We start from the raw sequence: 23,306 nt of genomic DNA on the forward strand, positions 1-23,306 counted from the left end.
CGAAGGTCTCCGTCTAATCCTGATGCTCAGGCTGCGTCCGTCGCGCCGATGCGACGCGACCAGAAGTAGCCGGCAAAGAGCCCCAGAAGCACCCAGGCCGCAAGGCCGACGCCTAGGGCACGGGCCGCGAAGAGCGCGCCGATCTCGGTCGGAACCGGCCCGGTGAAAACCTCGGGCTCCGGCGCGCCGTAGACGTGCGGCGCCAGCAAGAGCACCGCCGCTCCGAGCCATGCGGCCCAGTTCTTGCCAAAGCCGATCAACACCATCGCGGCGGCGGCCATGATTGCAGTGGTGAACCACCAGACCTGACGCAGCACGACATCGGCAGCCGCCACGCCGGGCACTTCGGGCGCCAGCGAAAAGCCCGGCGCCAGATGCACTGCGACGAAACCCGCGATGCCCCAGATCATGCCAGTGCGCGCGGTAATCGCGGCGCCTCGCTCCTCCGCGACGGACATCGCCGCCAGCAGGATCATCGCGTAGGCCGAGTAGATCAACATCGTGAAAACGGTGCTCAGCCCGTCCCGGACGAGGTCAATCCCCCCGACGTCCTGCGCCGCGGCGATATTCGAGTCGGCACCGAAATGCAGCAATTCTCCCGATTCATAGAGTTCAGCGTGAAGCAGGACAGGCTGCACGAACCAAAGCTGCAACAGGGCGGCAATCAGCCCTGAAGCAGCGCCAGCGAACAACGCGCTGGTCAAAAGCCGTGTGAACATCAGTTCAGTGGCAGGGGAAGCCAGTGGCGTGGCGCACGTCGTGGGCCGCATCGTGAAGCGTTGCCGCCTGCACGTGGCCGGTCACGAACATCAGGCCAAAGCCCATTGCGGCAACCATGAGGGCTGCGCCGATGGTGGAAAGGCCTGCCTTGGATCCGGCGAGGTTTTGCGTCTGCGTCGTCATATTTCGTGCTCCTTCATACCGTCACACCCGACGGCCGTTTGCGTTTCATACATCCGGCAGGTCTCCTGGCTCGCGGCTGAATGGTCTGGCTGGCCTTCCCGGATCGCTCCAGTGGCGTGTTCAACCTGACGCACCGCTTACAGTTGCGGGGGCAGCTGCAGGATTGGCGTCAGACGCCGCACTGCATTCCCTCTCAAATTCCGTCGACACCAAGGTGCCTCGGGAAACCGAATGTCCGCTATCCATGACAGAGCCGCTCCGGGGGTGTCAAACGGAATGCGCAGGATTTGAGTCTGCAGAGGGGATAAAGCTGGAAGGGCGCGGTGGGCCTTTGTGCTTTGGTTTAGCGTTCCGTCATGAGCGGAGAGGCTGCGTGCTTCGCGCCCGGTGCAAGCCGGACTTGACCTCAAAAAGCGCATGGCATACCCACACGAAACACAGCGCGGGCGTTGTGTAATGGTAAGACCTCAGCCTTCCAAGCTGATGATACGGGTTCGATTCCCGTCGCCCGCTCCATCTTCCTGACGTTCATCACCATAGCCTCCACTCAGAAGATGAAGTCCTGCGCGTCGAGATCCGCGTAGAGCACGTTCTGCAACAGTATCGATCCGCCATCTGTCGCGATGAAGACATCGGCGTCGACCTGAGTTGCGGCGGCTGTGCCCGAGCCATGGCCGAGCACGTCGGAGAGGGTGTTGAGCGACGACATGCCTGAAAAGTCGATCTTCTCGAAATCGTTCTGCGCGTCGAAGTCCGAGATTGTATCGGCGCCGTTGGCATCCTTGAAGATAAACAAATCGGCGTTGAACGCACCGGTCAGACTGTCATCGCCGTCGCCACCTTCGAGAGTGTCGAACCCCGCGCCGCCAACAAGGATGTCGTTGCCCGCGCCCCCGTGAAGCGCGTCGTTCTGGCTGCCGCCGCGCAGCAGATCGTTGCCTTGATCGCCGAAGATGTCATCGTCGCCGTCACCGCCGATCAATTTGTCGTTGCGGTTGCCGCCGCTCAAGGTGTCGGCGCCGCGTCCGCCGATCAAACGGTCGGCACCCATCTCTCCAAGAATGATGTCATCTCCATTTCCGCCGGACATGCGGTCGTTCTGACGGCCGCCGACCAATGTGTCGTTGCCCATTCCGCCGACAAGAGAGTCGCGCCCTTCGCCGCCTTCCAGCAGGTCGAATTCAGCGCCGCCCATGAGCGTGTCATTACCCTCGCCGCCGATCAACGTGTCATTGCCGGCGCTGCCGATCAGCGTGTCAGCCCCCGCGCCGCCCTCAAGCTGGTTGGGTGCGCTGTTGCCCGTGATCTCATCATTGCCAGACCCGCCCACGGCATGTTCGATCACCGCGCCGAACGCGATGGAGAAGTTGCCGGAGTAGCCGCCGATATCGGAGAAGCTGCCCGCCTCAAGCGTCAATCGCTGTCCGTTCGCGTAGCCGGAAAGGTCGATCGTGTCGGAGCCGGCGCCGTCATAGACGGTCATGAAAGGCGTGGCGTTGGCCGTGAAATCATAGGCCGAGCCCGCCTCGGTGGCATTGAACCCGTAGATCGTGTTGCCCGCATTGTAAGTGTCGTCCGTGCCGTAGAGCTGGTGGATCGCCATGAAGTCATGCAGCATGAAGGTGTCGGGGAACCCAAGCCCACCGCTGGCGCCGGTGTGGGTTTCGTCAAAATAGCTCATCACCGTGTATTGCTGGCTATCCTCGGTGAATTGCGCGTGGTTCTGATAGCTGAACGTCACGCCGGACGACGCGTTGTAGGTGCCGGGATGGGCGAGGCCTATGGCGTGGCCAATCTCGTGCAGCATGGTGAACGAGGTGTAGGTGCCAAAGCCGTAGCTCTGCCATCCAAAAGATTGATTGTTCAGCCAGATGTCACCGTTGGCGGCGGGGCTGCTGGTGTTGCCGCCGTTACTGCCGGGAAGATAGGCATAGGCGCCCGCGCCGTCATTCGCGCTGTAGGCACCGATGAGCAACGTGGCATCGTTGGAGCTGCCGTCCGGCGCGACGCGCGTGACGTTCAGGCCCGAGATCGCATCGGTATAACTCAATGCCGCGTCCGCGAGGGCGATCTGACTGGCGTCCAGCGCCACCATCGGTGTGCCGTTGAGGGGATCGGTGCCGGAGGCCCGGACGGCCCAGGTCAGGTCCACAGACGTGCCCCCGCTCGACACCCAGGCCTGGTTCGACCGCATGAGGTTCCCGGCGCCCATCTCGGCGTTGTAGCTGGCGAGGCTCCCCTCGGTGATCGAGACACCATAGGTGCCGCTGTCCGTCGGAACGTAGGAGCCCACGTCGATGAAGAGGGTCATCGTCTCACTGGTCGTGACCGACAACTCGGCGTTCAGGCCGGGTCCTGACCCATTGTCGTAATCGATCGACACGCCGGAGACATCCCGAAGGGTCAGCGTGATGTCGTTGACGGCGCTGTCGAGTGGCCCGGTTCCTACGCCTGCAATCGTGTAGGTGCCGGGGTCGAGCGTGACCTCGATCCAGTCACTCTCGGTTCCCGAGGATAACTCGCCAAGGAAATACGTGCCGACCGTCATGGCAGCCGCACTGCCGACCGTCGCGCCAGCGTCGCCAGTCTCGACAATCGTGTCGCCCGGTACCCTCGCAGGGCCGGGGGCGTTGGAGGACGTCAGGCCAAGGTATTCACACCCGCTCAAGGCGGGGTTCATCGTCTTACAAATCTGGCACATCGGCGTCTTTCCAAGGAGGCGTGTATAGAGTTGTTGCGGAGCATGGGGCCTGTCGCCGAGGCTACTGCGCAAAGTGTAAAAAACCGGTTTACTCCGAGGGACAGCTACGGCGAAATTTACCGGTCCACGCGCCCGCGCGCCTTTTGTCGCCGGCACGTCGGATTGCGTGGGTCAAAGGGCGGTGTTAACGCTCCTTGCACGATAAAATCCTTCGTTCGACGCAGAGAAACGAAGCCTTCCAAGCGGGCGAATTGAACCATGGCACGTAAGCAAGACACCCCCTCCGCTCCTGGCCAGACGGCTCCGCAGGCCGCGTCGGAAGAGCGCGAGCGTTCGCGGAAAATCGGCAGCCTGAAAGGGTTGATGCCGTTCCTTGCGCCGCACCGCTGGATGGTTCTGGGCGCCGTCGGGGCGCTGATCCTGACGGCCGTGGTCTCGCTGACCTTGCCGCTTGCCGTGCGCCGCGTCGTGGACGGCTTCGAGACCGAGACGACCGAGCTTCTCGATCAGTATTTCATGGCCGCCCTTGGCATTGCCGGCCTTCTCGCCGTGGGCACGGGCCTGCGCTATTATCTCGTGACGCGCCTTGGAGAGCGGGTGATCGCGGACATTCGCAAAGCGGTCTTCGCGCGCATGATCACCATGAGCCCCGCATTCTACGAGCGGATCATGACCGGCGAGGTGCTGAGCCGGATTACCACCGACACGACCCTTTTGCTCAGCGTGATTTCCTCCAGCATGTCCGTCGCCCTGCGCAATCTGCTGATCCTGATCGGCGGGGTCGGACTGATGCTCTGGACTTCTCCGAAGCTGGCGGGCGCTGTCTTGCTGATCGTGCCGATGGTCATTGTCCCGATTGTCGTTCTGGGCCGCCGTCTTCGCGTGCTCAGCCGTCAGAACCAGGACTGGATCGCCGAGAGTTCCGGCAACGCCTCCGAAGCGCTGTTGTCGGCACAGACGGTGCAGGCCTTCACCCATGAGGAGCCCACCGCCACGCGCTTCTCGGATGTGACCGAACTGTCCTTCGACAGCGCCAAGAAACGCATCGCGACCCGCGCAATCATGACCGTCATCGTGATCGCCTTGGTGTTTTCCGGCGTCGTCGGCGTCCTCTGGGTCGGCGCGCGCGACGTGAGGTCCGAGGCGATGACCATCGGTGCCCTGATCCAGTTCCTGATCTATGCCATCATGGTCGCCGGGTCGGTCGGTGCTTTGTCCGAGATATGGGGCGAGTTGCAGCGGGCCTCCGGCGCCACGGAACGGCTGGTTGAGCTTCTGGGCTCTGACGATACGGTCGCCGATCCGGCGGCGGGCGCGGAGCTGCCGCAAGGCGGGCGCGGGCCGATCTCCTTTGACAATGTTCATTTTCACTACCCATCGCGCCCCGAGACGGCGGCGCTCGAAGGCGTGAGTTTCACCATTCAGCCCGGCGAGACGGTCGCGCTTGTCGGCCCATCGGGGGCCGGTAAATCCACTGTCTTCCAACTGCTTTTGCGGTTCTACGATCCGGAATCGGGGCGCATCACCCTCGATGGGACCGGCCTGCCCGAGATGGCCCGTCACACGTTCCGCGAGGCGATGGCGCTGGTTCCGCAGGACCCGGTCATCTTTGCCGCCTCCGCCCGCGACAACATCCGTTTCGGGCGCTTGGACGCCACCGATGCGGAGGTCGAGGCCGCCGCCCGCGCCGCCGCCGCGCACGAGTTCATCAGCGCGCTTCCCAAGGGCTACGACACCTATGTCGGCGAGCGCGGCATGATGCTGTCCGGGGGGCAAAAGCAGCGCATCGCCATCGCGCGGGCGATCCTGCGCGACGCGCCGATTTTGTTGCTGGACGAGGCGACAAGCGCGCTGGACGCGGAATCCGAGCGCGCGGTGCAAGAGGCCGTGACCCGGATGTCGGAGACCCGAACCACCTTGATCGTGGCGCACCGCCTGGCGACCGTGAAGCAGGCCGACCGCATCTTGGTCTTCGAGGACGGGCGCATCGTCGCGGAAGGCACCCACGACAGCCTCGTCGCGGAGGGGGGGCTCTATGCGCGTCTGGCGCGGTTGCAGTTCACCTCGGGCCTTGCTGCCGAATAACACCTCTACGTTGCGTTATAGTTGCGCGCTGCGCGAGTTTCCCCGATGCTGATTGCGGGAGAGGCACCGCTAAAAAGGTGCCCGCAAGAAAAGTAAGGGGAGGGAGCCATGGCTCGTTTTGCATCGCTCGAAGACGTCAGGAAAATCGAAGCAGAGATGCCATGGCCGGAAAGCCAGCCGGCGGTCACCTTGTACGAGTTGCTGAGCAACACGACCAAGGCCCACGGCGACCTGAACGCGATCACGTTTCAACTGTTCTCTGGTCCCAAGGACCCGGCAGAAACCCTGACGTGGAACATGTTTCACGAGCGGATCACGCAGGCGGCGAACCTGTTCCGGTCGCTCGGGGTCGGGCCGACGGATACCGTGGCCTACATCCTGCCGAATTGTAACGAGACCGCCGTCACCCTTCTGGCCGGCGCCACGGCTGGCATCGCCGCGCCGATCAACCCGTTGCTGGAGGCCGAGCAGATCGCCTCGATCCTGCGCGAGACCAACGCCAAGGTCGTGGTGACGCTGAAATCCTTCCCCAAGACCGATGTCGCCCAGAAGGTGTCCGAGGCTATCACCATGGCGCCGGGTGTTGAAACGGTGCTGGAGGTTGACCTCCTGCGCTACCTCACGGGCCTGAAGAAATTCATCGTACCACTCCTGCGGCCGAAGAACCCGGTCGAGCACAACGCACGCGTGCTGAGCTTCACGGACGAATGCGCGAAGCAGAACAAGACCCTCGATTTCGAGGACGTCCGCGAAGACCGCGTGGCGTGCTACTTCCACACCGGCGGCACCACCGGCATGCCCAAGGTCGCGCAGCACAAGTATTCCGGGATGATCTACAACGGCTGGATCGGCCACACGCTGCTCTTCTCCGAGAAGGACACGGTGATCTGCCCCCTGCCGCTGTTCCATGTCTTTGCCTGTCACGTCATCCTGATGGCCATGGTCGCCTCGGGCGGGCACGTGGTATTCCCGACGCCGCAGGGCTACCGGGGCGAGGGCGTCTTCGACAACTTCTGGAAGCTGGTCGAGCGTTGGCAGGTGACCTTCATCATCACTGTCCCCACCGCGATTGCCGCGATGATGCAGCGCCCGGTGGATGCCGATGTCTCAACGGTCAAAACCGCCTTCTCGGGCTCCGCGCCGCTGCCGGTGGAGCTGTTCCACCGCTTCGAGAAAGCCACTGGCGTGACCCTAATCGAGGGCTACGGCCTGACAGAGGCGACGTGCCTCGTGTCCTGTAACCCCGTGGAAGGCGAGAAGAAAATTGGCTCCATCGGCGTGACCTTCCCCCATACCGAGGTGAAGATCCTGACCGATAGCCCCGATGGACCGGTCGAGGCGGACGTCGACACGGTCGGCGAAATCTGCATCTCCAGCCCCGGCGTCTTCGAAGGCTCGACCTATACCGAAGCCGACAAGAACCGCGACCTTTTCCACCACGACGTCTACCTGCGCACAGGCGATCTGGGCCGGTTTGACGAAGACGGCTACCTCTGGATCACAGGCCGCGCGAAAGACCTGATCATCCGGGGCGGTCACAACATCGACCCCGCCGAGATCGAAGAGGCATTGGCCGGCCACGAGGCCGTCGCCTTCGCCGGTGCCATCGGTCAACCCGACGCATTCGCAGGCGAGCTGCCTTGCGTCTATGTCGAGTTGGTGGACAACGCCCAGATCACCGAGGATGAGTTGATGGCCTATGCCAAGGACCACATTCACGAACGCGCCGCGATCCCCAAATACTTGGAAGTGCTCGATGAATTGCCCAAAACGGCCGTCGGCAAGGTGTTCAAGCCCGACCTGCGCAAGAAGGCGATCACGCGGATTTATAATGAGGCGTTGGAGAAGGCCGGCCACGACGCGCGGGTTGTCGAGGTGCGTGAACACAAGAAACGCGGGCTGGTGGCCTATCTGGAACAGAACGGCGCCGATGCTGATGGTGTCCGGCAGGTTCTGGGCGAATTCACCCGGCCGTGGGAATGGGTCGAGGCCGCCTGAGCGGGCCCATTGACCGTCCCGGTTCTGACCAACGATCAGGCGCGCCGGCTTTTTCTGGCGCGCCACGGTCTGATGGACCCGCCCTCGGGCAAGGCCACCGGCGCGGCTCTGGCCGGCCTGATCGACTCGCTCGGCTTCGTGCAGGTCGACAGCGTCAACACCTTTGCCCGCGCCCATGATTTGATCCTCTGGTCTCGGCGGCAGTCCTACCGTCCCGAGAGCCTGCGCTGGATCAACGATCGCGCCCGCGCGACGTTCGAGCATTGGACCCACGATGCCTCGATCATCCCCATGGCTTTCTACCCGCTCTGGCGGATGCGGTTCGAGCGTGACCGCGAGCGGCTGCACGGCAAGTGGAAGGATTGGCACGGCGCCGGGTTTCACCCCGAGATCGACAGGGTCCTCAACCAGGTCGCGGAGCAGGGGCCGTGCTGCTCCGCGGATATGGAGGACGACAGGCCCGAAAAATCCACCGGATGGTGGGATTGGAAGCCCTCGAAAGTCGCGTTGGAGTATCTTTGGCGATCAGGCGACCTGGCAGTCACCAAGCGCGTGGGGTTCCGCAAGTTCTATGACCTGAGCGAACGGGTGATCCCGGCAGATACGCGCGCGGTGCAACTCAGCGACGATGAGATCATCGAGCAGGCCTGCGTCGCGGCGATGGATCGTTTGGGCTTTGCAACGAGCGGAGAGCTGGCTGCGTTTTTCGCGCTCATCCGGCCAGAGCACGCCAAGCAGTGGGTGGCTGGTGCGCTGGCGGAGAGACGCCTCACCGAAGTGGATATAACCGGTGCAGACGGACAGCGCAAACGCGCGTTCATGTGGGTCAAGGATCTGGAAACGTTGGCAGAACTGCCCGCGCCCTCGTCCCGCGTGCGGGTGCTGTCTCCCTTCGATCCCGCGCTGCGCGAGCGCAAGAGGGCGGAGCGTTTGTTCGGGTTTCATTACCGGATCGAAATCTTCGTGCCCGCGCCAAGACGGCGCTACGGCTATTACGTCTTCCCGGTGCTCGAGGGCACTCGGCTCATCGGGCGGATCGACATGGCGCGCGACAACGGCGTGCTCCACGTCCGAGCCTTCTGGCCGGAAACAGGCGTGCGGATGGGGTCGGGCCGAGTAGAGCGGTTGCGGGCAGAATTGGAACGGGCGGCACGCTTTGCGACCGGCGGCGCGCTCGATTTCGCCGAGGATTGGCTGCGCGGTCCGCTCAGCTAACCGTTGACAGCATCCCGCGGCCCGTAGTTGCCTGATCGCGTGTTATCCACAGGCCGAGCCATGGACTTCTCGATGAAAGACAAGCGTCTCGCGCGGGGCGTTCACCTTTTGCGGTTGGCGCTGATTGCAGGCGTCATCGCCTCCTGCACCCCGAGCGACAGCGGCCCCGGTGCCTGCGATCGGCCAGACCTCGCCTTTGGCGGCGACGTGTTGCTGCACAGCCTGATCCAATCCGACGCTGCCGCAAGGCCAGAGGGGTTCGCGCCGGCCTTCGCGCCCTTAGCAAATGTCCTCTCCCAGGCGTCCGTGACAGTCGTGAACCTCGAGGGGCCGGCCGCGCGGAACGTGTCACCGCGTCACCGGATCGAAGCGGACCCGGAGACGCGATATGACGGACACATCTACTCCGGCTATCCCTTGTTCAACTACCACCCGTCCATCGCGGAGGTCCTGCAACAGGCAGGCGTAGATATCGTGCAGACGGCGAACAATCATGCCATGGATCGCGGGTCCGTGGGGGCTGATCTGACGCTCTCAGCCCTTGCCGAAGCCGGCCTGTCGTCGACCGGTACGCATCCCTCCGACGGCGCGGCCATATGGCATGCCACCCGGCAGGTCTCCGGCTACAACATCGCCTTCCTCGCTTGCACATTTTCGACCAATGGTCTGTCAGATCAGCGGCAACAGTCTCTTGGGTGTTACCGGAATCGGAGTTTTATCCTCAACCTCATTCACACCCTTGCCGAGCAGCCAGACATCGACGGCGTCATCCTGTTGCCCCATTGGGGAACGGAGTATTCCAACCGCCCCACCAGGCGACAGAGGCGCTTGGCGCAGGCAGCGGCCGATGCCGGGGCGATTGCTGTCGTGGGCACGCATCCTCATGTTCTTCAACCGCAGGAGATGCTCACTGCCGCCGACGGGCGACAGGTGCCCGTGGCATTCTCGCTCGGCAATCTCATCTCTACCCAATGGCGGCTGGAGCGGCGCACGGGGGCGGTCTATTTTCTCGACCTGACCCGCGACGCAGCGGGGCGGCTACAAGCGACTGACCCGCGCTATTTGCCGACCCGGGTCGAGCGCACCGTGGACCGCGGCGTGGCGGTCTTTCCGGCGGCGCAACTCGCGACTGGCGGGCCGAGCCTCGCCCATGCGCAGCGCGTTCTGGGACCGGGAATGCTTTTGCCTAACGGCTGTCCCGCGCCTTGACCGGAACCGCGCAGCCCGTAACCTGAACGTCTTTCCAGCGGGTCTCCCTATGTCCACTTCCATGACCAAGTCTCTGACGTCGCTTCCGGTTTTCACCGACGACATCGGCGAACCCGGCCCGCGGACCGTCGTCTGTTTCGGAACCGCGCGGGGTGGCACCTCGATGGTGGCGGGCGCGATCCTTGGGCTCGGCGTTCCGATGGGGCCGGACCTGGGCCGCAATCTGGAAGACCCGGCGTTCAACTTCGACGCGCAGGGCATGGCGATGGAGGGTTTCCTCCAACACGCGCGCGATACCGTCGAAGCGCGGAACCAAGCCCATGAGATCTGGGGATGGAAGTTCCCCAATGCCGCCCGCTACCTTGAGCAACTCGCCCCGCACCTTCGCGCGCCGCATCTGGTGTGCGTCTTCCGAGACCCGGTCCCCGCCGCCCTCCGCCGCGCGAAAACGCCAGAGGAAGCACCGGACTTCATCGCCGGCCGTTTGCGCGCCCAGATGCGAAATACAGAATTGATCGAGAAATTGAAACTGCCCTGCCTGATGGTTTCCTACGAGAAAGCCTCCGCGCAACCGGCTGAGTTCGTTCAGGAATTGGCGCAATTTCTGCGCTTGCCGATTCCTGCCCATGTGGACGAAATCGTGGCATTCATGGCGCGGGGCTCCTACAAGGATCCAGCGCCGCTCCTCAACCGTCTGACCGGAGCGCCCTGACGCCCTGCACCAGCATGGACGTCACGAAGAGGGCCGCCGCAGCGCAGACGATCGCGGGACCTGCAAGCACGTCGAACTCCCACGCCGCCGACAATCCCACAAGGACCGAGACCACGCCGCCCACAGTCGCGAGCACGGCCATACGTTCCGGCGTGCTCGAAAAGGGGCGTGCTGCCGCAGCGGGAATGATCAGCAATGCACCAATCAGCAGGACGCCGACGACCTTGATCGCGACGGCGACGGTCAGAGCCAGCGCGATGGTGAGGATGAATTGCTCGACCCGTGGGTTGAGACCCGCGGCCTGTGCCAATTCGGGGGAGACGGTGGCGGTCAGCAAGGCCGACCAGCGCCACCACAAGAGCGCGAAGACCACCGCCGCGCCGCCCCAAATCAGGGCCAGATCAGCGCCCTGGACAATCAGGATCTCGCCGAACAGAAGCGCCGAAATGTCGATCCGCACGCCGGAGGTCAGGGAGACCGCGACCATGCCGATGGCGAGCGCGGAATAGGAGAGGACGCCAAGCGCGGTATCCATCGAGCGACCGCGTGAGGTGAGGCTCTGAACGCCGAGAGCCATGATGATCGCCATGAGGAGCGCGCCGGAAAAGATGGAGATGTCAAAGGCTAATGCCATTGCGACCCCAAGGATCGACGCGTGGGCCGTGGCATCGCTGAAGTAGGCCATCCGACGCCAGACCACGAAGCTGCCCAAGGGGCCGGCGGCGAGTGCCACGCCGATCCCGGCGAGGCTGGCGCGGACGAAGAGGCTGTCGAGCAGCGTGTCTTGAAAAAGGCTCATCACGACGCTTCCTCGTGTTCATGGACGCAAGCGCCGCCGTGACTATGGTCGTGATGGTGGTCATGGGCATGGCGATAGAGTGCCAACGCGCCCTGGGTGCCGGTCCCGAAAAGGGCGCGGTAGGCCGGGGCGGTGGCGACCTGCTCGGGGTGGCCTTCGCAGCAGATGTGGCCGTTGAGGCAGATGACCCGGTCCGACGCGGCCATCACGACGTGCAGATCGTGGCTCACCATCAGTACGGCGCAGCCTTGGGTGGTTCTGACATCCTCGATCTGTTGGTAGAACGCAGCCGCACCGGGTTGGTCGAGGCCCTGCGTGGCCTCATCAAGGATCAGGAGCTGCGGCCGCGCCAAGAGCGCCCGCGAGAGCATCACCCGCTGAAGCTGGCCGCCGGAAAGATCGGTCATCTGCCGGCTCGCGATGGCGGCGCTGCCGGTGATGTTCAGGACAGCCTCGGCCTCGGCGTTGGAGACGCGGTGGGGCAGATCCAGAAATCGGCGAACGCTCAAGGGCAGGGTCGGGTCCAAGGCAAGAGATTGCGGGACGTAGCCGATGCGCAGGTCAGGCGCGCGCGTGAGGATGCCGGAGGCGGTGGGAATCGCACCGATCAAAGCTTTGAGAAGGCTGGATTTTCCAGAGCCGTTAGGGCCCACGATCGTGACGATCTCACCGGGTGAGATCGAGAAATCCACGTCGCGGAGCACCCGGTTTCTGCCTCGCATGACGGAGATATCGATCGCCGAGATAAGCGCGGTCATTCGACGGAGACTTGGCAATTGGGGCAGAGGCCCAAGGCCTCGACCGTGGCGCGTTCAATCGTGAAGCCGGCGCTCTGGGCGGTGTCGGACAGGGCGCTGCGGACGTCGCGGGCGGGCGCTTCGGCAACCACGTCACAGACGCGGCAGATCAGGAAGGCGGGGACGTGATCTTCGTCCGAATGGGCGCAGGCCACGAAAGCGTTGAGCCGCTCGACCCGGTGGGCAAAGCCATGGGTCGTGAGGAAATCGAGGGCGCGATAGGCCACCGGAGGCTGTGCGCCCAAACCCTCCTCCCGCAAAATCTCGAGAATATCGTAAGCTCCCATCGCGCGGTGTTCTTCCAGCAATATCTCCAGAACGCGGCGGCGCACCGGGGTCAGTTGCAGCCGTTCGGCCGTACACCGTTCGGCCACAACCTGTACAGCCGACTTGATGCAGCGGGCGTGGTCGTGTTGTGAAAATTCAATCGTCTCCATAGGGGGTTGATATGATATAACATCACCGATAACAACCGTGATGTTATATCATTACATTCAGAGGTTCCGATGCTCCGCTCCACCTGTGCTCTCCTTGCCTTGACCTCCGCCGCGATGGCCGACGCGCCGCGCGTCGCGGTCGATATTCCGCCGATCCATTCGCTGGTGGCGCAGGTCATGGACGGGGTCGCGACGCCCGATCTGATCCTGCCCCCGGGCCTTTCGCCTCATGATGCGGCGCTGCGTCCTTCCGATGCCGCGGCCTTGGCGCAAGCCGATCTCGTGGTCTGGATCGGGCCGGAGCTTAGCCCTGCCGTGGCGCGCAGCGTCGAGGCGGTGGCAGACGGCGCGGTCCTGACGCTGTTGGACGTTCCGGGCACGCGGGTGTTGGAGTTCCGGGAAGGTCCGGTCTTCGCCCCGGTCGGGGAGGAGGGACACGCGGACCATGGCCATGAGGAAGACGATGACCACGAAGCTCACGAGCATGAAGACGCGCACGAACACGACGGTGAGCATGAGCACGAGCATGAGGATGACCACGAGCACGAGGATGACCACGAACACGACGATCACGAACACGATGAGGATCACGACCATGAAGACCATGACGACGGTCACGGGCATGATCATGACGGGCGCGACCCGCATGCCTGGTTGGACCCGGTCAATGCGGGCGTCTGGCTGGAGGCTATTTCAGAGGCGCTGATCGAAATTGATCCCGAAAACGCAGAGGCTTACGCCGCGAATGCAGAAGCCGCGACAGCGCGGGTCGAAGCGCTGGTTGACGAGATCTCAACCCGCATGGCGCCGCTTTCCGGGGCGTTCGTCGTGTTCCACGACGCTTACCATTACTATGAGGCGCGTTTCGCCATCGAGGCGACGGGCTCGATCACGCTCGGGGATGGCAGCATTCCGGGGCCGCGCCGCTTGGTGGAGATCGGAGAAACAGTGCAGGAGATGAACGTGACCTGCGTCTTCACCGAACCTCAGTTCAACCCGGCGATGGTGGAGGCGACGATGTCAGACGCCGGTGCGCGGGTCGGGGTTATCGACCCTCTGGGCGTGGCTCTGACACCCGGGCCTGACCTCTACGAGGCTCTGATGCAGGCGACGGCGGCGTCCTTCGAGGATTGCCTTGCGCCGGAATGATCTAGCGTTCGTCACGCAAGGCCCTTCATGTGATACATGAGCTTCGCGACGTAACTATCTGACATATATTAAAAAGCCGCGGCAGAACAAATCTGTCGCGGCTTTCTTCAATTCAGGCAGGCTCGCCGATGTGGGTCGAGAGATCGGGGAGGCCGGCGATGGAAACCACCGCCGTATCGCCGGGTGTCAACGCGCCGACGCCGGCGGGTGTGCCTGTCATGATCAGGTCGCCAGGCTTCAACTCGACGAGGCCCGAGAGGTAGGCGATGACCTCGGGCGTGGACCAGATCATCTCGGATAGGTCGCCATTCTGTTGCACCTCACCGTTGCGGCTGAGGCTGATCGCGCCCTTGTCCAGATGTCCTACATCGCTGACCCGGTGGATCGGACCGACCACGGCGGAATGGTCGAAACCCTTCGCCATCGTCCACGGCTTGCCCGCCTTTTTCGCCGCGGCCTGAACGTCGCGCCGCGTCAGGTCGTTGCCGCAGGCGTAGCCATAGACGTGGTCGAGGGCGTCGCCCTCGGGGATATTCCGGCCACCGGTGCCGATGGCGACGACGAGTTCGGCCTCGAAATGCAGGTTCTCGGTGCCCGGAGGGTAGGGCACCGTCGCGCCATCGGCCACCAGCGCGTCTGCGGGCTTGGCGAAGAAGAACGGTGGCTCGCGGTCATCGTGGCCCATCTCGCGCGCGTGCTCGGCGTAGTTGCGGCCGACGCAGAAGATCCGACGGACGGGGTAATGGGCCGTCAGCCCCGCTACGGCAACTGTGGGGGTGGGCATCGGGTCGAACACATAGGCCACGGAAATCTCTCCTAATTCGGTCATTCACGCGGAAGATAGGCGGATCACTCGGAGAGTTACCAGCCCCCACAAAGAAAACGCGCCCCCGGTCAGGGAGCGCGCCACTGTCTGCCTCGACAGGTTGTGAGTGGTTCAGGCGCCCGTGTAGCGGCTGATCGCGCGGCGGAGCCCGTCGGACCACAGGAGATCCAGCCATTCGGTGAACGCGGCAACAAAGGCTTCGTTTTCGGCGATATCGCCGTAGAGATGCTCTTGCTCCAGCCACGCGGCGGGGCGGGTCTTTGCTTCTTGCGCACAGGCGGTGAGATCATCCCAGAACGGGTCGTTGGGCTCGATCACGCTGCCGTCCTCGCGGGTGCCGGCACACATCCGGGCCCAGATCGCCTCGATCAGGGCAAGGCCTTGAATGGGCGTGCCTTTCGCGATGGCGTCCCGGATGATCGGATGCAGGAAGCCGGGGTGTCGCGAGGAGCCATCGAAGGACACGCGGCGCGTGGTGTCGATGATCTCGGGGTTGGAGAAACGGGTCTCGATCAGGTCGATATAGGCCTCGGGCGTCATGCCGGGGACGGGGTCGACGTGAGGTGCGATTTCCTCGCGCTCGAGCTTCATGAACAGCGCGTTGATCGAGGGATCGGCCATGCAGCCGGCGATGGTGCCGATGCTCAGCAGCTCTCCGGGGTTGGCGATGACCTGGTGGCCCGCGTTCAGCATGCGGATCTTCATCGCCTCGAACGCGTGGACGTCATCGGTGATGGTGGCGCCGACACGCTCCCACTGGGGCCGTCCGGCGCAGAATTTATCCTCGATCACCCACTGGCGGTAGCTTTCGTGGGTGACGGGAGCGGCGTCGTCGATGCCGAAGCTGCGGGCGAGGGCGAGTTCGTTGGGGCCGGTGGCGGGCACGATGCAATCGACCATGGAGTTCGGGAAGGTCACGTTCTCCTCGATCCACGCGCCAAGCTCCGGATCCGACAGGTTGGCGAGGCCGAGGACGGTCTGCCGCAACGCGTCGCCATTGCCTTGCAGGTTGTCGCAGCTCTGGCAGGTGAAGGGGCCGTGGCCCGCGTCACGGCGCGCCTTCAAGGCGGCGATGATGGCGCCGAAGGCCGTGTGGGGCGCATCGGGATTGGCGGCGTCGTGCTGGATATCGGGGTGATCGGCGTCGAAAGCGCCGTCGGCGGGGGCGATGTAATAGCCGCCTTCGGTCACCGTCATGGCGACGATGCGGATCGCCGGGTCGGCCATCTGCGCGATCAGGGCGCCGTTGTCTTCCTCGACCGGAACGAAGTCGATCATCGAGCCGGTCACTTCGATGCGGTGGCCGGAGGGGTCCAGTTCGATCAGGGTGGTTAGGCAATCTTGCGCCAGAAGCCTGTCGCGCATGGCGGCGTCACCGGCGCGCACGCCGGCACCGACGATGGCCCAGTCAAGATCCACGCCCGCGTCGAACAGCCGGTGCAGATACCAGGCTTGGTGGCCCCGGTGAAAGTTGCCAAGCCCGATGTGGACAATGCCCGGGCTGAGGGTCGCGCGGTCATAGCGCGGCACACGAATGGCGTTGTCGAGCGATGACAGCGTCTCGTTGCTGAGTTTGTGGACCGTAATTTTGCCCGAAACCGGTGCGGCCATCAGATCATCTCCCATTAAAGTCGTTGCCATCGTCCTGTCCTCGATCAGCTCATCCATTGGCCGCCGTCCACGTTGTAACATTGGGCGACGATGTAATCGGCCTCGGGGGAGGCGAGAAACACGGCCATGCCTGTCAAATCATCCGGAGTGGCGAAGCGGCCAGCCGGCACGCCTGCGGCCACTTCGGCCTTCTTCTGTCCCGGCGCCTTGCCCTCGAGCTTGGCGAACATCGCATCGACATGATCCCAATGGGCGCCGTCCACGACGCCCGGCGCGATGGCATTCACGTTGATGCCATGGCCGATCAGGTTGAGCCCCGCCGATTGCGTCATCGAGATCACTGCCGCCTTGGTGGAGCAGTAGACGAGCACCAGCGGCTCTCCTCGACGGCCCGCCTGCGAGGCCATGTTGATGATCTTGCCGCCGTGTCCCTGCGCGATCATCTGCCGTGCGGCTGCCTGCAAGGTGAACAACGTGCCCGCGACGTTGACGGCGTAGAGCCGGTCATAGCTGTCACGGGTGATGTCCACTGTTTCGGCAGCATCAAAAAGCGCGGCGTTGTTGACGAGAATGTCCAGCTTGCCGGCCTTTTCCACCACCGCGGCAATCGCCGCGTCGATGCTGTCTTGCCGCGTCACGTCCAGATGGACCGCGGTTGCACCGGCGCCGATCTCGCCGGCGGCGGCGCGGGCAGCGTCGAGGTTTATATCCCCGATCGCCACCGTTGCTCCCTCGTTCACGTAGGCGCGTGCAAACTCCTTGCCGATCCCCCGGGCTGCCCCGGTGATCAGGGCGGATTTACCGGCCAGTCGCGTCATGCGATCCGCAGGCCCGCGGCGTCGAAGCGGTGCAGGTGCATCTCTTTCGGCGTCAGGTAGACCGTATCGCCGTGGCTCACGGACATCTCGCCATCCGCGCGCACGGTCAGCGGGTCACACCCCGGAATCCCGTGGATGTGGATGAAGGTGTCCGAACCCAGATGCTCGGCCACGCCCACGGTGCCCTGCCATTTGCCATCGGTCGTCGAGACGTCGAGGTGCTCGGGACGGATGCCGATGGTCTGGGCGTTGTACTCGGCCGCGGCCGCGCCTTCGATCAGGTTCATCTTGGGCGACCCGATGAAGCCGGCAACGAAGGTGTTGCAGGGCGCGCGGTAGAGTTCGAGCGGGCTGCCCACCTGCTCGATATGACCGGCGCGCAGCACCACGATCTTGTCGGCCATGGTCATGGCTTCGACCTGGTCGTGGGTCACGTAGATCATCGTCGTGTCGAGCTTCTTGTGCAGCTCGGAGATCTCCATCCGCATGCCGACCCGAAGCGCCGCGTCGAGGTTCGAGAGCGGCTCGTCGAAGAGGAAGGCCGAAGGCTCCCGCACGATGGCGCGGCCGATGGCAACCCGCTGGCGCTGACCGCCCGAAAGCTGGCCCGGACGACGGTCCAGATAGTCGGTGAGGTTGAGCGCGGCTGCGGCCCCCTCGATCCGGCGATCCTGCTCGGCCGCGTCCATGCCCGCCATCCGCAGGGGGAAGGCGATGTTCTTGCGCACGGACATGTGCGGGTAGAGGGCGTAGGACTGGAAGACCATGGCCAGACCGCGCTTGGCGGGGGGCGTCATGGTGGCGTCCTGCCCGTCGATGCGGATCTCGCCGCCGGTGACATCTTCCAGGCCGGCAATCAGGCGCAGGAGGGTGGATTTACCGCAGCCCGAGGGGCCGACGAAGACGACGAATTCGCCTTCGTTGATCTCGAGGTCCAGCGGCGGGATGACTTCTACGTCGCCGAAAGACTTCTGCACTTTATCGAGTGTAATGCGTCCCATATCTCGTCGCTCCTATTTGACGGCGCCGAAGGTCAAGCCCCGGACGAGTTGCTTTTGGCTGAACCAGCCAAGGATGAGGATTGGCATGATTGCCATGGTCGATGCCGCCGATAGCTTGGCGAAGAAGAGACCCTCGGGTGAGGAGTAGCTGGCGATGAAGGCCGTCAGCGGTGCCGCGTTGACCGAGGTCAGGTTCAGCGTCCAGAACGCTTCGTTCCAGGCGAGGATGAAGTTCAGCAGCAAGGTCGAGGCAATGCCCGGTACCGCCATCGGGGTCAGCACGTAGAGGATTTCCTCGCGCAGCGTCGCCCCGTCCATCCGTGCCGCTTCGAGGATCTCGCCGGGGATCTCCTTGAAGTAGGTGTAGAGCATCCAGACGATGATCGGCAGGTTGATGAGCATCAGGATGATCACCAGCGCCAGACGGTTGTCGAGGACCCCAAGCTGAATGCACAGCAGGTAGATGGGGTAGAGCACGCCCACGGCGGGCAGCATCTTGGTGGACAACATCCAGAGCAGGATGTCCTTGGTCCGGTGCGAAGGCACGAAGGCCATCGACCAGGCCGCGGGCACCGCGATGATCACGCCGAGGACAGTGGAGCCGCCGGCAATGATGATCGAGTTGGTCAGGAACCGCATGTAGTTCGAGCGTTCCAGAACGATCCCGTAGTTTTCCAGCGTCCAGTCGAAGGCGAGGAACACCGGCGGGTTGGCGATGGCCTGGGCCTCGGTCTTGAACGAGGTCAGGATGGTCCACATGATCGGGAAGAAGATCAGCAGCCCGATGCCCCAAGCGAAGATCGTATTCAGGGCCTTGCGTTGGGAAGTAACAGATCGTGCCATGTCTAGTCCCTCACTTGTCCAGGTTTTTGCCGACGATGCGCATCAGGAAGATGGCAACGATGTTGGCAAGGATGATGGCGTAGACGCCGCCTGCGCTGCCCAGTCCGACGTTCTGGCTCTCCAGCACGCGCTGGTAGATCAGGTAGGTCAGCGTCCGGGTGCCGAAGGCGCCGCCGGTGGTCACGAAGATCTCGGCGAAGACGGCGAGCAGGAAGATCGTCTGGATCAGCACCACGATGGTGATGGCGCGGCTCAGGTGGGGCAGGGTGATGAAGCCGAAGCGGGCCAGCGGGCTTGCGCCGTCCATCTCTGCGGCCTCGAGCTGCTCGCTGTCGAGCGACTGGATCGCCGTCAGCAGGATCAGCGTGGCGAAGGGCAGCCACTGCCAGGACACGATCATCACGATCGAGAAGACCGAGGCATCCTGCAACCAGACCACTGGATCAGCTCCGAAGAAGCGCCAGAGGTGGGCGAAGACGCCGTTGACCGGGTCCATGAACATGTTCTTCCAGACCAGCGCCGACACGGTGGGCATCACGAAGAAGGGCGCGATCACGAGGATACGGACGATGCCCTGACCCCACATCGGCTGATCCAGCAGGATCGCCAGAAGCACGCCGAAGATGATCGAGATCAGCAGGACACCGCCTACGATCATCAGGGTGGTGCCGACCGCGGGCCAGAAGGAGCTGGAAGAAACGAAACGAATGTAGTTGTCGATCCCGGCGAAGCCGAGGTCGCCGCCACGGAGCGGGCGAAAGTCGCGAAACGAGAACCAGAGCGTCATGCAGAGCGGTACGAGCATCCAAACAAGGAGCAGGAAAACCGCTGGCGCCATCATGATCCGGGCCGCTGATCGGGAATGCTGGGTCGCCATGACACATATCCTCTGCGTTCGAGCCAGGCGGCTCGGTTAAAGGGAAGTTCGTCGATTGTAGGGAATTTTGGGTCGAAAGGCGACGATCCACGCCGCCTTTCGTGAGCTTGGTACGCGGAGGGCTTACTGGTAGCCGGCCGCTTCCATTGCTTCGTTGGTGATCGCCTGAGCGTTCTCGAGCGCTTCGTCGAGGGTCTGCTGACCGGCGTAGTAAGCGGAGAACTCCTGGCTCACTTCGGTCGCGATACCGGCAAATTCGGGGATCGCGGCGAACTGAACGCCAACATAGGGGCTCTCTTCGACGGTCGAGTTGTTCGGGTCAGCCGACAGGATCGAGTCCAGGGTCATCTGCGCGAACGGTACTTCGGCGTAGTTGGGGTTCTCGTAGAGCGACGTACGTGCGCCCGGGGGAACGTTGGCCCAACCCTCATTCTCGGCAACCAGCTCGATGTAGTCGGTGGACGTGGCCCACTCGATGAACTGAAGTGCCTCTTCGGCCTGATCGGTGCCGGCAGGAATTGCCAGTGCCCATGCCCAGAGCCAGTTGGAACGACGGCCCAGGCCGTTGTCGGGTGCGAGCGCGAAACCGACGGAGTCAGCAACTTCGCTGTCTTCGGGGTTGGTCACGAAGGACGCCGCAACGGTTGCGTCGATCCACATGCCGCACAGACCCTGTTGGAACAGCGAGAGGTTCTCGTTGAAGCCGTTGGTCGCGAAACCTGCGGGGCCGGATTCCTGCATCATGTCGTTGAAGAAGGTCAGCGTGTCACGCCAAGGCTGCGTGTCGAACTGTGCCTGCCAGTCCATGTCGAACCAGCGCGCGCCGAAGGAGTTGGACATCGCGGTGATGAATGCACCACCTTCGCCCCAACCGGGCTTGCCGCGCAGGCAGATGCCGTTGATGTCGTTCTCACGGTCGGTCATTGCAGCCGCAGCTTCGCGGATGAATTCCCAGGTCGGTGCGTCCGGCATTTCCAGACCGGCTTCTTCCATCAGGTCCGTGCGGTACATGATCATGGAAGATTCGCCGTAGAACGGTGCCGCGTAGAGCGTGCCGTCGTGGGACAGACCGTTTGCCATCGCGGGCAGGATGTCGTCGACGTTGTACTCGTCCGACAGGTTGTCGAGCGGGACGAGCCAGCCGTTGGCGCCCCAGATCGGCGTCTCGTACATGCCGATGGTCATGATGTCGAACTGGCCACCGTTGGTGGTGATGTCCGTGGTAACGCGCTGACGCAGCACGTTCTCTTCCAGCGTGACCCACTCGACGGCGATGCCCGTCTCTTCGGTGAACTGGTCGGTATAACCCTGCATGCGGATCATGTCGCCGTTGTTCACGGTCGCGATGGTGATGGTCGGCGAGTGGCCGTCAGCGAATGCAGCCGTTCCCGCTGCACAAATTGCGAGCGCTGTCGTGGCGCCCAATGCTGTCTTGAGAGACATCCGGTGTCCTCCCTGAGTTGGATGTTACGGCCTCAGGATGCGGTATACCGGTCCTTGCGTCAACGAAAAACTTTACGCGCGTAAAATTTTGCCAACGTGGTTAATTTTGTGCCTACAATTCAGGCAGATGCGCGAACGATCAATTTTGCCGGATACACGGTTTCCTGGCGGGCGTTGGCCCGCGCGCCGCTCTCGACCAGCTCGAAAAGGGTGTCGACGGCGCCTTGGGCCACCGAATCGTAGTCATGCGCAGCGGTGGTCAGGGCCGGGCAGGTGAATCGCGAGAAGGGGTGATCATCGTGGGACGCCACCCGCAGGGCGCAGCCCTCGGTGCGTCCGACACGCAGGCCGCGTTCGTAGCAGGCCGCGAGGAAGCCGATGGCAAGGCGGTCGTTACTGCACAGGACCGTGTTGGTGGGCAGATGGCCCTTTTCCAACACGTCGTGGGCGCCCTGACGCCCGATCTCTTCGAACGCCCAACCCTCCCCGCCGATGCTGACCACCCGAGGCTCCAACCCGCGGGCCTCCATCGCATTGATATAGGCGATGCGGCGTTTGTTGGCGTTGGGGTTGGCGGGGGTCTTCATCTCGAAGAAGCACGGCGGGCTGCCGGTCTGGGTCACGTAACCTACTGTTTGCTCAACAAAACTTACGTTATCCGAGCCAATGAATGCCTCTCCCATGCCTTCCATGTTGCTGTCGAACAGCACCGAGGGCACGTCGCGGCAGAACTTCTCGACAGCGCCGCGGTCCGAGGCGCGCCCAAGCGGGGCCATCAACACGCCCGCAGGCTTGAGCGAGCGGAGCGTCTCGAGGTTTTCGGCCTCCAGCTCGGTGCTGCCGTGGGAAGAGAGAACGATGGGGCGGAAACCAGCCTCGATCACCATCATCTCGATGGTACGCGCGATTTCGGCAAAGAACGGGTCGGCAAGATAGGGCACCATGATGCCGATGTTCTTGGTCTGCCGCCGGTTCTGGTTCACCGCGTAGATATTGGGGCGATAGTCGTATTGATCGAGCGCCTTCTCGATCCGTTCGCGCGTCGAGGAGCGCACGCTTTGAGGGTCGTTGAAATACTTCGAGATGGTCGGTCGAGAGATGCCGCTCACGGCAGCAAAGTCTTCCATGTTTCTGATCTGTTGATCGGCCATCTGGTTTGAGACCCTTCCTGACTAACCCTACGTTAATGGAGCAACGACGAATATTGAAGCAAAAAACTTTACGCGCGAAAAGTTTTGAGGCGCCTATGCACGACCGAAAGCCGCCGGATGCCCATAGAGCCCGTCAGCGCAGCGGCTGCAAGATCGAACGTGGGAAGGGGGGGAATGGTGCTGTGAGGGAGGATTGAACTCCCGACCTCACCCTTACCAAGGGTGTGCTCTACCACTGAGCTACCACAGCATTCCGTCTCGGTTATTAGCCGCGGTGTTTGGGCCGTGGCAAGTGGGTCGAGCGGGACCCGCGTCAGAAAAATGTCACTGGTCAGACCCACCAAGGCGGCTGCTTCGCAACATTTCGCCGCGTCCTAGACGTTGAAGCGCTGCCATGCAAGCGCAATCTGGACGCCTATGCCTGCGCGGGGTAAAGGCTAGGGCCATGGCACGGAAAACCACCAATGACACAAGCTCGGCCACGCCGCGCAAAACCGCGAAGCCGGGACGCGAGGACCGGTTGAAAGCCGCGTTGAAGGCCAATATGGCGCGTCGCAAGGCGCAGGCGCGCGCGCGGACAGAATCGACCTCAAACGCGGCGTCGCCCGAGGTCGGGGGAACCGATGCGGGATCGGCCTCGTTGGACGGGTGCGCGGATGCGGATGGTGCTGCAGGCGGCAAAGGACCCGCGGCGGATGAGACGGACGAAAAATAGGGCACCGTCCGGTGGG

Annotated in this window: 21 protein-coding genes, 2 tRNA genes and 1 riboswitch; of the genes, 8 read left to right on the forward strand and 15 right to left on the reverse strand. The window is 63.3% G+C overall.

Annotated features, from left to right (window positions below):
- Nucleotides 1-26: 26 nt before the first annotated feature.
- Nucleotides 27-719 (reverse strand): CbtA family protein, encoded by a 693-nt coding sequence (locus KYE46_RS07785; RefSeq protein ID WP_219004725.1) that lies wholly within the window; start codon nucleotides 717-719, stop codon nucleotides 27-29.
- Nucleotides 720-723: 4 nt separating this feature from the next.
- The gene (locus KYE46_RS07790) at nucleotides 724-903 is read right to left on the reverse strand and encodes a CbtB domain-containing protein (RefSeq protein ID WP_219004727.1); all 180 of its coding nucleotides are present in this window, start codon (nucleotides 901-903) and stop codon (nucleotides 724-726) included.
- Between the two features lie 38 nt (nucleotides 904-941).
- Nucleotides 942-1,150: riboswitch (cobalamin riboswitch) on the reverse strand.
- Between the two features lie 195 nt (nucleotides 1,151-1,345).
- Here KYE46_RS07790 and KYE46_RS07795 point away from each other — a divergent pair.
- Nucleotides 1,346-1,419 (forward strand) — tRNA-Gly (locus KYE46_RS07795).
- 31 nt (nucleotides 1,420-1,450) lie between these two features.
- On the opposite strand, the gene KYE46_RS07800 is transcribed toward KYE46_RS07795, so the two are convergent.
- A complete protein-coding gene (locus KYE46_RS07800) occupies nucleotides 1,451-3,583 on the reverse strand; it encodes a M10 family metallopeptidase C-terminal domain-containing protein (protein WP_219004729.1) in 2,133 nt (710 codons plus the stop codon).
- 279 nt (nucleotides 3,584-3,862) lie between these two features.
- On the opposite strand from KYE46_RS07800, the gene KYE46_RS07805 reads away from it, so the two are divergent.
- From KYE46_RS07805 to KYE46_RS07825, 5 genes are all read left to right on the forward strand, one after another.
- The gene (locus tag KYE46_RS07805; protein WP_219004731.1) at nucleotides 3,863-5,689 is read left to right on the forward strand and encodes an ABC transporter transmembrane domain-containing protein; all 1,827 of its coding nucleotides are present in this window, start codon (nucleotides 3,863-3,865) and stop codon (nucleotides 5,687-5,689) included.
- Between the two features lie 108 nt (nucleotides 5,690-5,797).
- Nucleotides 5,798-7,687 (forward strand): acyl-CoA synthetase, encoded by a 1,890-nt coding sequence (locus tag KYE46_RS07810; protein ID WP_219004733.1) that lies wholly within the window; start codon nucleotides 5,798-5,800, stop codon nucleotides 7,685-7,687.
- A 9-nt stretch (nucleotides 7,688-7,696) separates the two neighbouring features.
- On the forward strand, nucleotides 7,697-8,902 hold the full coding sequence (locus tag KYE46_RS07815; protein ID WP_219004735.1) for a winged helix-turn-helix domain-containing protein: 1,206 nt from the start codon (nucleotides 7,697-7,699) through the stop codon (nucleotides 8,900-8,902).
- Between the two features lie 39 nt (nucleotides 8,903-8,941).
- Nucleotides 8,942-10,111: a CapA family protein gene (locus KYE46_RS07820; protein WP_219004737.1), complete on the forward strand. Its 1,170-nt coding sequence runs from the start codon at nucleotides 8,942-8,944 to the stop codon at nucleotides 10,109-10,111.
- Nucleotides 10,112-10,172: 61 nt separating this feature from the next.
- A complete protein-coding gene (locus KYE46_RS07825; RefSeq protein ID WP_219004739.1) occupies nucleotides 10,173-10,823 on the forward strand; it encodes a hypothetical protein in 651 nt (216 codons plus the stop codon).
- Here the strand turns inward: KYE46_RS07825 and KYE46_RS07830 are convergent.
- Genes KYE46_RS07830 through KYE46_RS07840 form a run of 3 tightly spaced genes read right to left on the reverse strand, consistent with a single transcriptional unit; the run spans nucleotide 10,798 to nucleotide 12,856 of the window.
- A complete protein-coding gene (locus KYE46_RS07830; RefSeq protein ID WP_247716951.1) occupies nucleotides 10,798-11,622 on the reverse strand; it encodes a metal ABC transporter permease in 825 nt (274 codons plus the stop codon). The genes KYE46_RS07825 and KYE46_RS07830 overlap by 26 nt on opposite strands.
- Nucleotides 11,622-12,380: an ATP-binding cassette domain-containing protein gene (locus KYE46_RS07835; RefSeq protein ID WP_219004740.1), complete on the reverse strand. Its 759-nt coding sequence runs from the start codon at nucleotides 12,378-12,380 to the stop codon at nucleotides 11,622-11,624. Before KYE46_RS07835 ends, KYE46_RS07830 begins: the two co-directional genes overlap by 1 nt.
- Nucleotides 12,377-12,856 carry a transcriptional repressor gene (locus tag KYE46_RS07840; protein WP_219004741.1) on the reverse strand — a complete coding sequence of 160 codons (480 nt, stop codon included), beginning with the start codon at nucleotides 12,854-12,856 and terminating at the stop codon, nucleotides 12,377-12,379. Before KYE46_RS07840 ends, KYE46_RS07835 begins: the two co-directional genes overlap by 4 nt.
- A gap of 69 nt (nucleotides 12,857-12,925) precedes the next feature.
- Here KYE46_RS07840 and KYE46_RS07845 point away from each other — a divergent pair, with 69 nt between their 5' ends.
- A complete protein-coding gene (locus KYE46_RS07845) occupies nucleotides 12,926-14,005 on the forward strand; it encodes a zinc ABC transporter substrate-binding protein (protein WP_247716952.1) in 1,080 nt (359 codons plus the stop codon).
- 112 nt (nucleotides 14,006-14,117) lie between these two features.
- On the opposite strand, the gene KYE46_RS07850 is transcribed toward KYE46_RS07845, so the two are convergent.
- The 9 genes from KYE46_RS07850 to KYE46_RS07890 form a co-directional block, all read right to left on the reverse strand.
- Nucleotides 14,118-14,810: a fumarylacetoacetate hydrolase family protein gene (locus tag KYE46_RS07850; protein ID WP_219005062.1), complete on the reverse strand. Its 693-nt coding sequence runs from the start codon at nucleotides 14,808-14,810 to the stop codon at nucleotides 14,118-14,120.
- 132 nt (nucleotides 14,811-14,942) lie between these two features.
- The gene (locus KYE46_RS07855; protein WP_219005063.1) at nucleotides 14,943-16,442 is read right to left on the reverse strand and encodes a mannitol dehydrogenase family protein; all 1,500 of its coding nucleotides are present in this window, start codon (nucleotides 16,440-16,442) and stop codon (nucleotides 14,943-14,945) included.
- Nucleotides 16,443-16,486: 44 nt separating this feature from the next.
- Nucleotides 16,487-17,260 (reverse strand): L-iditol 2-dehydrogenase, encoded by a 774-nt coding sequence (locus KYE46_RS07860; protein WP_219004743.1) that lies wholly within the window; start codon nucleotides 17,258-17,260, stop codon nucleotides 16,487-16,489.
- Entirely contained in the window at nucleotides 17,257-18,261 is a 1,005-nt protein-coding gene (locus tag KYE46_RS07865; RefSeq protein ID WP_219004745.1) for an ABC transporter ATP-binding protein, read from the reverse strand. The genes KYE46_RS07860 and KYE46_RS07865 overlap by 4 nt, the downstream gene beginning before the upstream one ends.
- Before the next feature lie 12 nt (nucleotides 18,262-18,273).
- Nucleotides 18,274-19,104 (reverse strand): carbohydrate ABC transporter permease, encoded by an 831-nt coding sequence (locus KYE46_RS07870; protein WP_219004747.1) that lies wholly within the window; start codon nucleotides 19,102-19,104, stop codon nucleotides 18,274-18,276.
- Nucleotides 19,105-19,114: 10 nt separating this feature from the next.
- Nucleotides 19,115-19,981 (reverse strand): carbohydrate ABC transporter permease, encoded by an 867-nt coding sequence (locus KYE46_RS07875; RefSeq protein WP_219004749.1) that lies wholly within the window; start codon nucleotides 19,979-19,981, stop codon nucleotides 19,115-19,117.
- Between the two features lie 123 nt (nucleotides 19,982-20,104).
- A complete protein-coding gene (locus KYE46_RS07880) occupies nucleotides 20,105-21,424 on the reverse strand; it encodes an ABC transporter substrate-binding protein (RefSeq protein WP_219004751.1) in 1,320 nt (439 codons plus the stop codon).
- Between the two features lie 119 nt (nucleotides 21,425-21,543).
- Nucleotides 21,544-22,575: a LacI family DNA-binding transcriptional regulator gene (locus KYE46_RS07885; RefSeq protein ID WP_219004753.1), complete on the reverse strand. Its 1,032-nt coding sequence runs from the start codon at nucleotides 22,573-22,575 to the stop codon at nucleotides 21,544-21,546.
- Between the two features lie 175 nt (nucleotides 22,576-22,750).
- A tRNA-Thr gene (locus KYE46_RS07890) sits at nucleotides 22,751-22,825 on the reverse strand.
- A 195-nt stretch (nucleotides 22,826-23,020) separates the two neighbouring features.
- Here KYE46_RS07890 and KYE46_RS07895 point away from each other — a divergent pair.
- Complete coding sequence (locus tag KYE46_RS07895; protein WP_219005152.1) at nucleotides 23,021-23,290, forward strand: hypothetical protein; 270 nt, start codon at nucleotides 23,021-23,023, stop codon at nucleotides 23,288-23,290.
- Nucleotides 23,291-23,306 lie beyond the last annotated feature (16 nt).

Source organism: Gymnodinialimonas ceratoperidinii, assembly GCF_019297855.1.
Classification (GTDB): Bacteria; Pseudomonadota; Alphaproteobacteria; order Rhodobacterales; family Rhodobacteraceae; genus Gymnodinialimonas; species Gymnodinialimonas ceratoperidinii.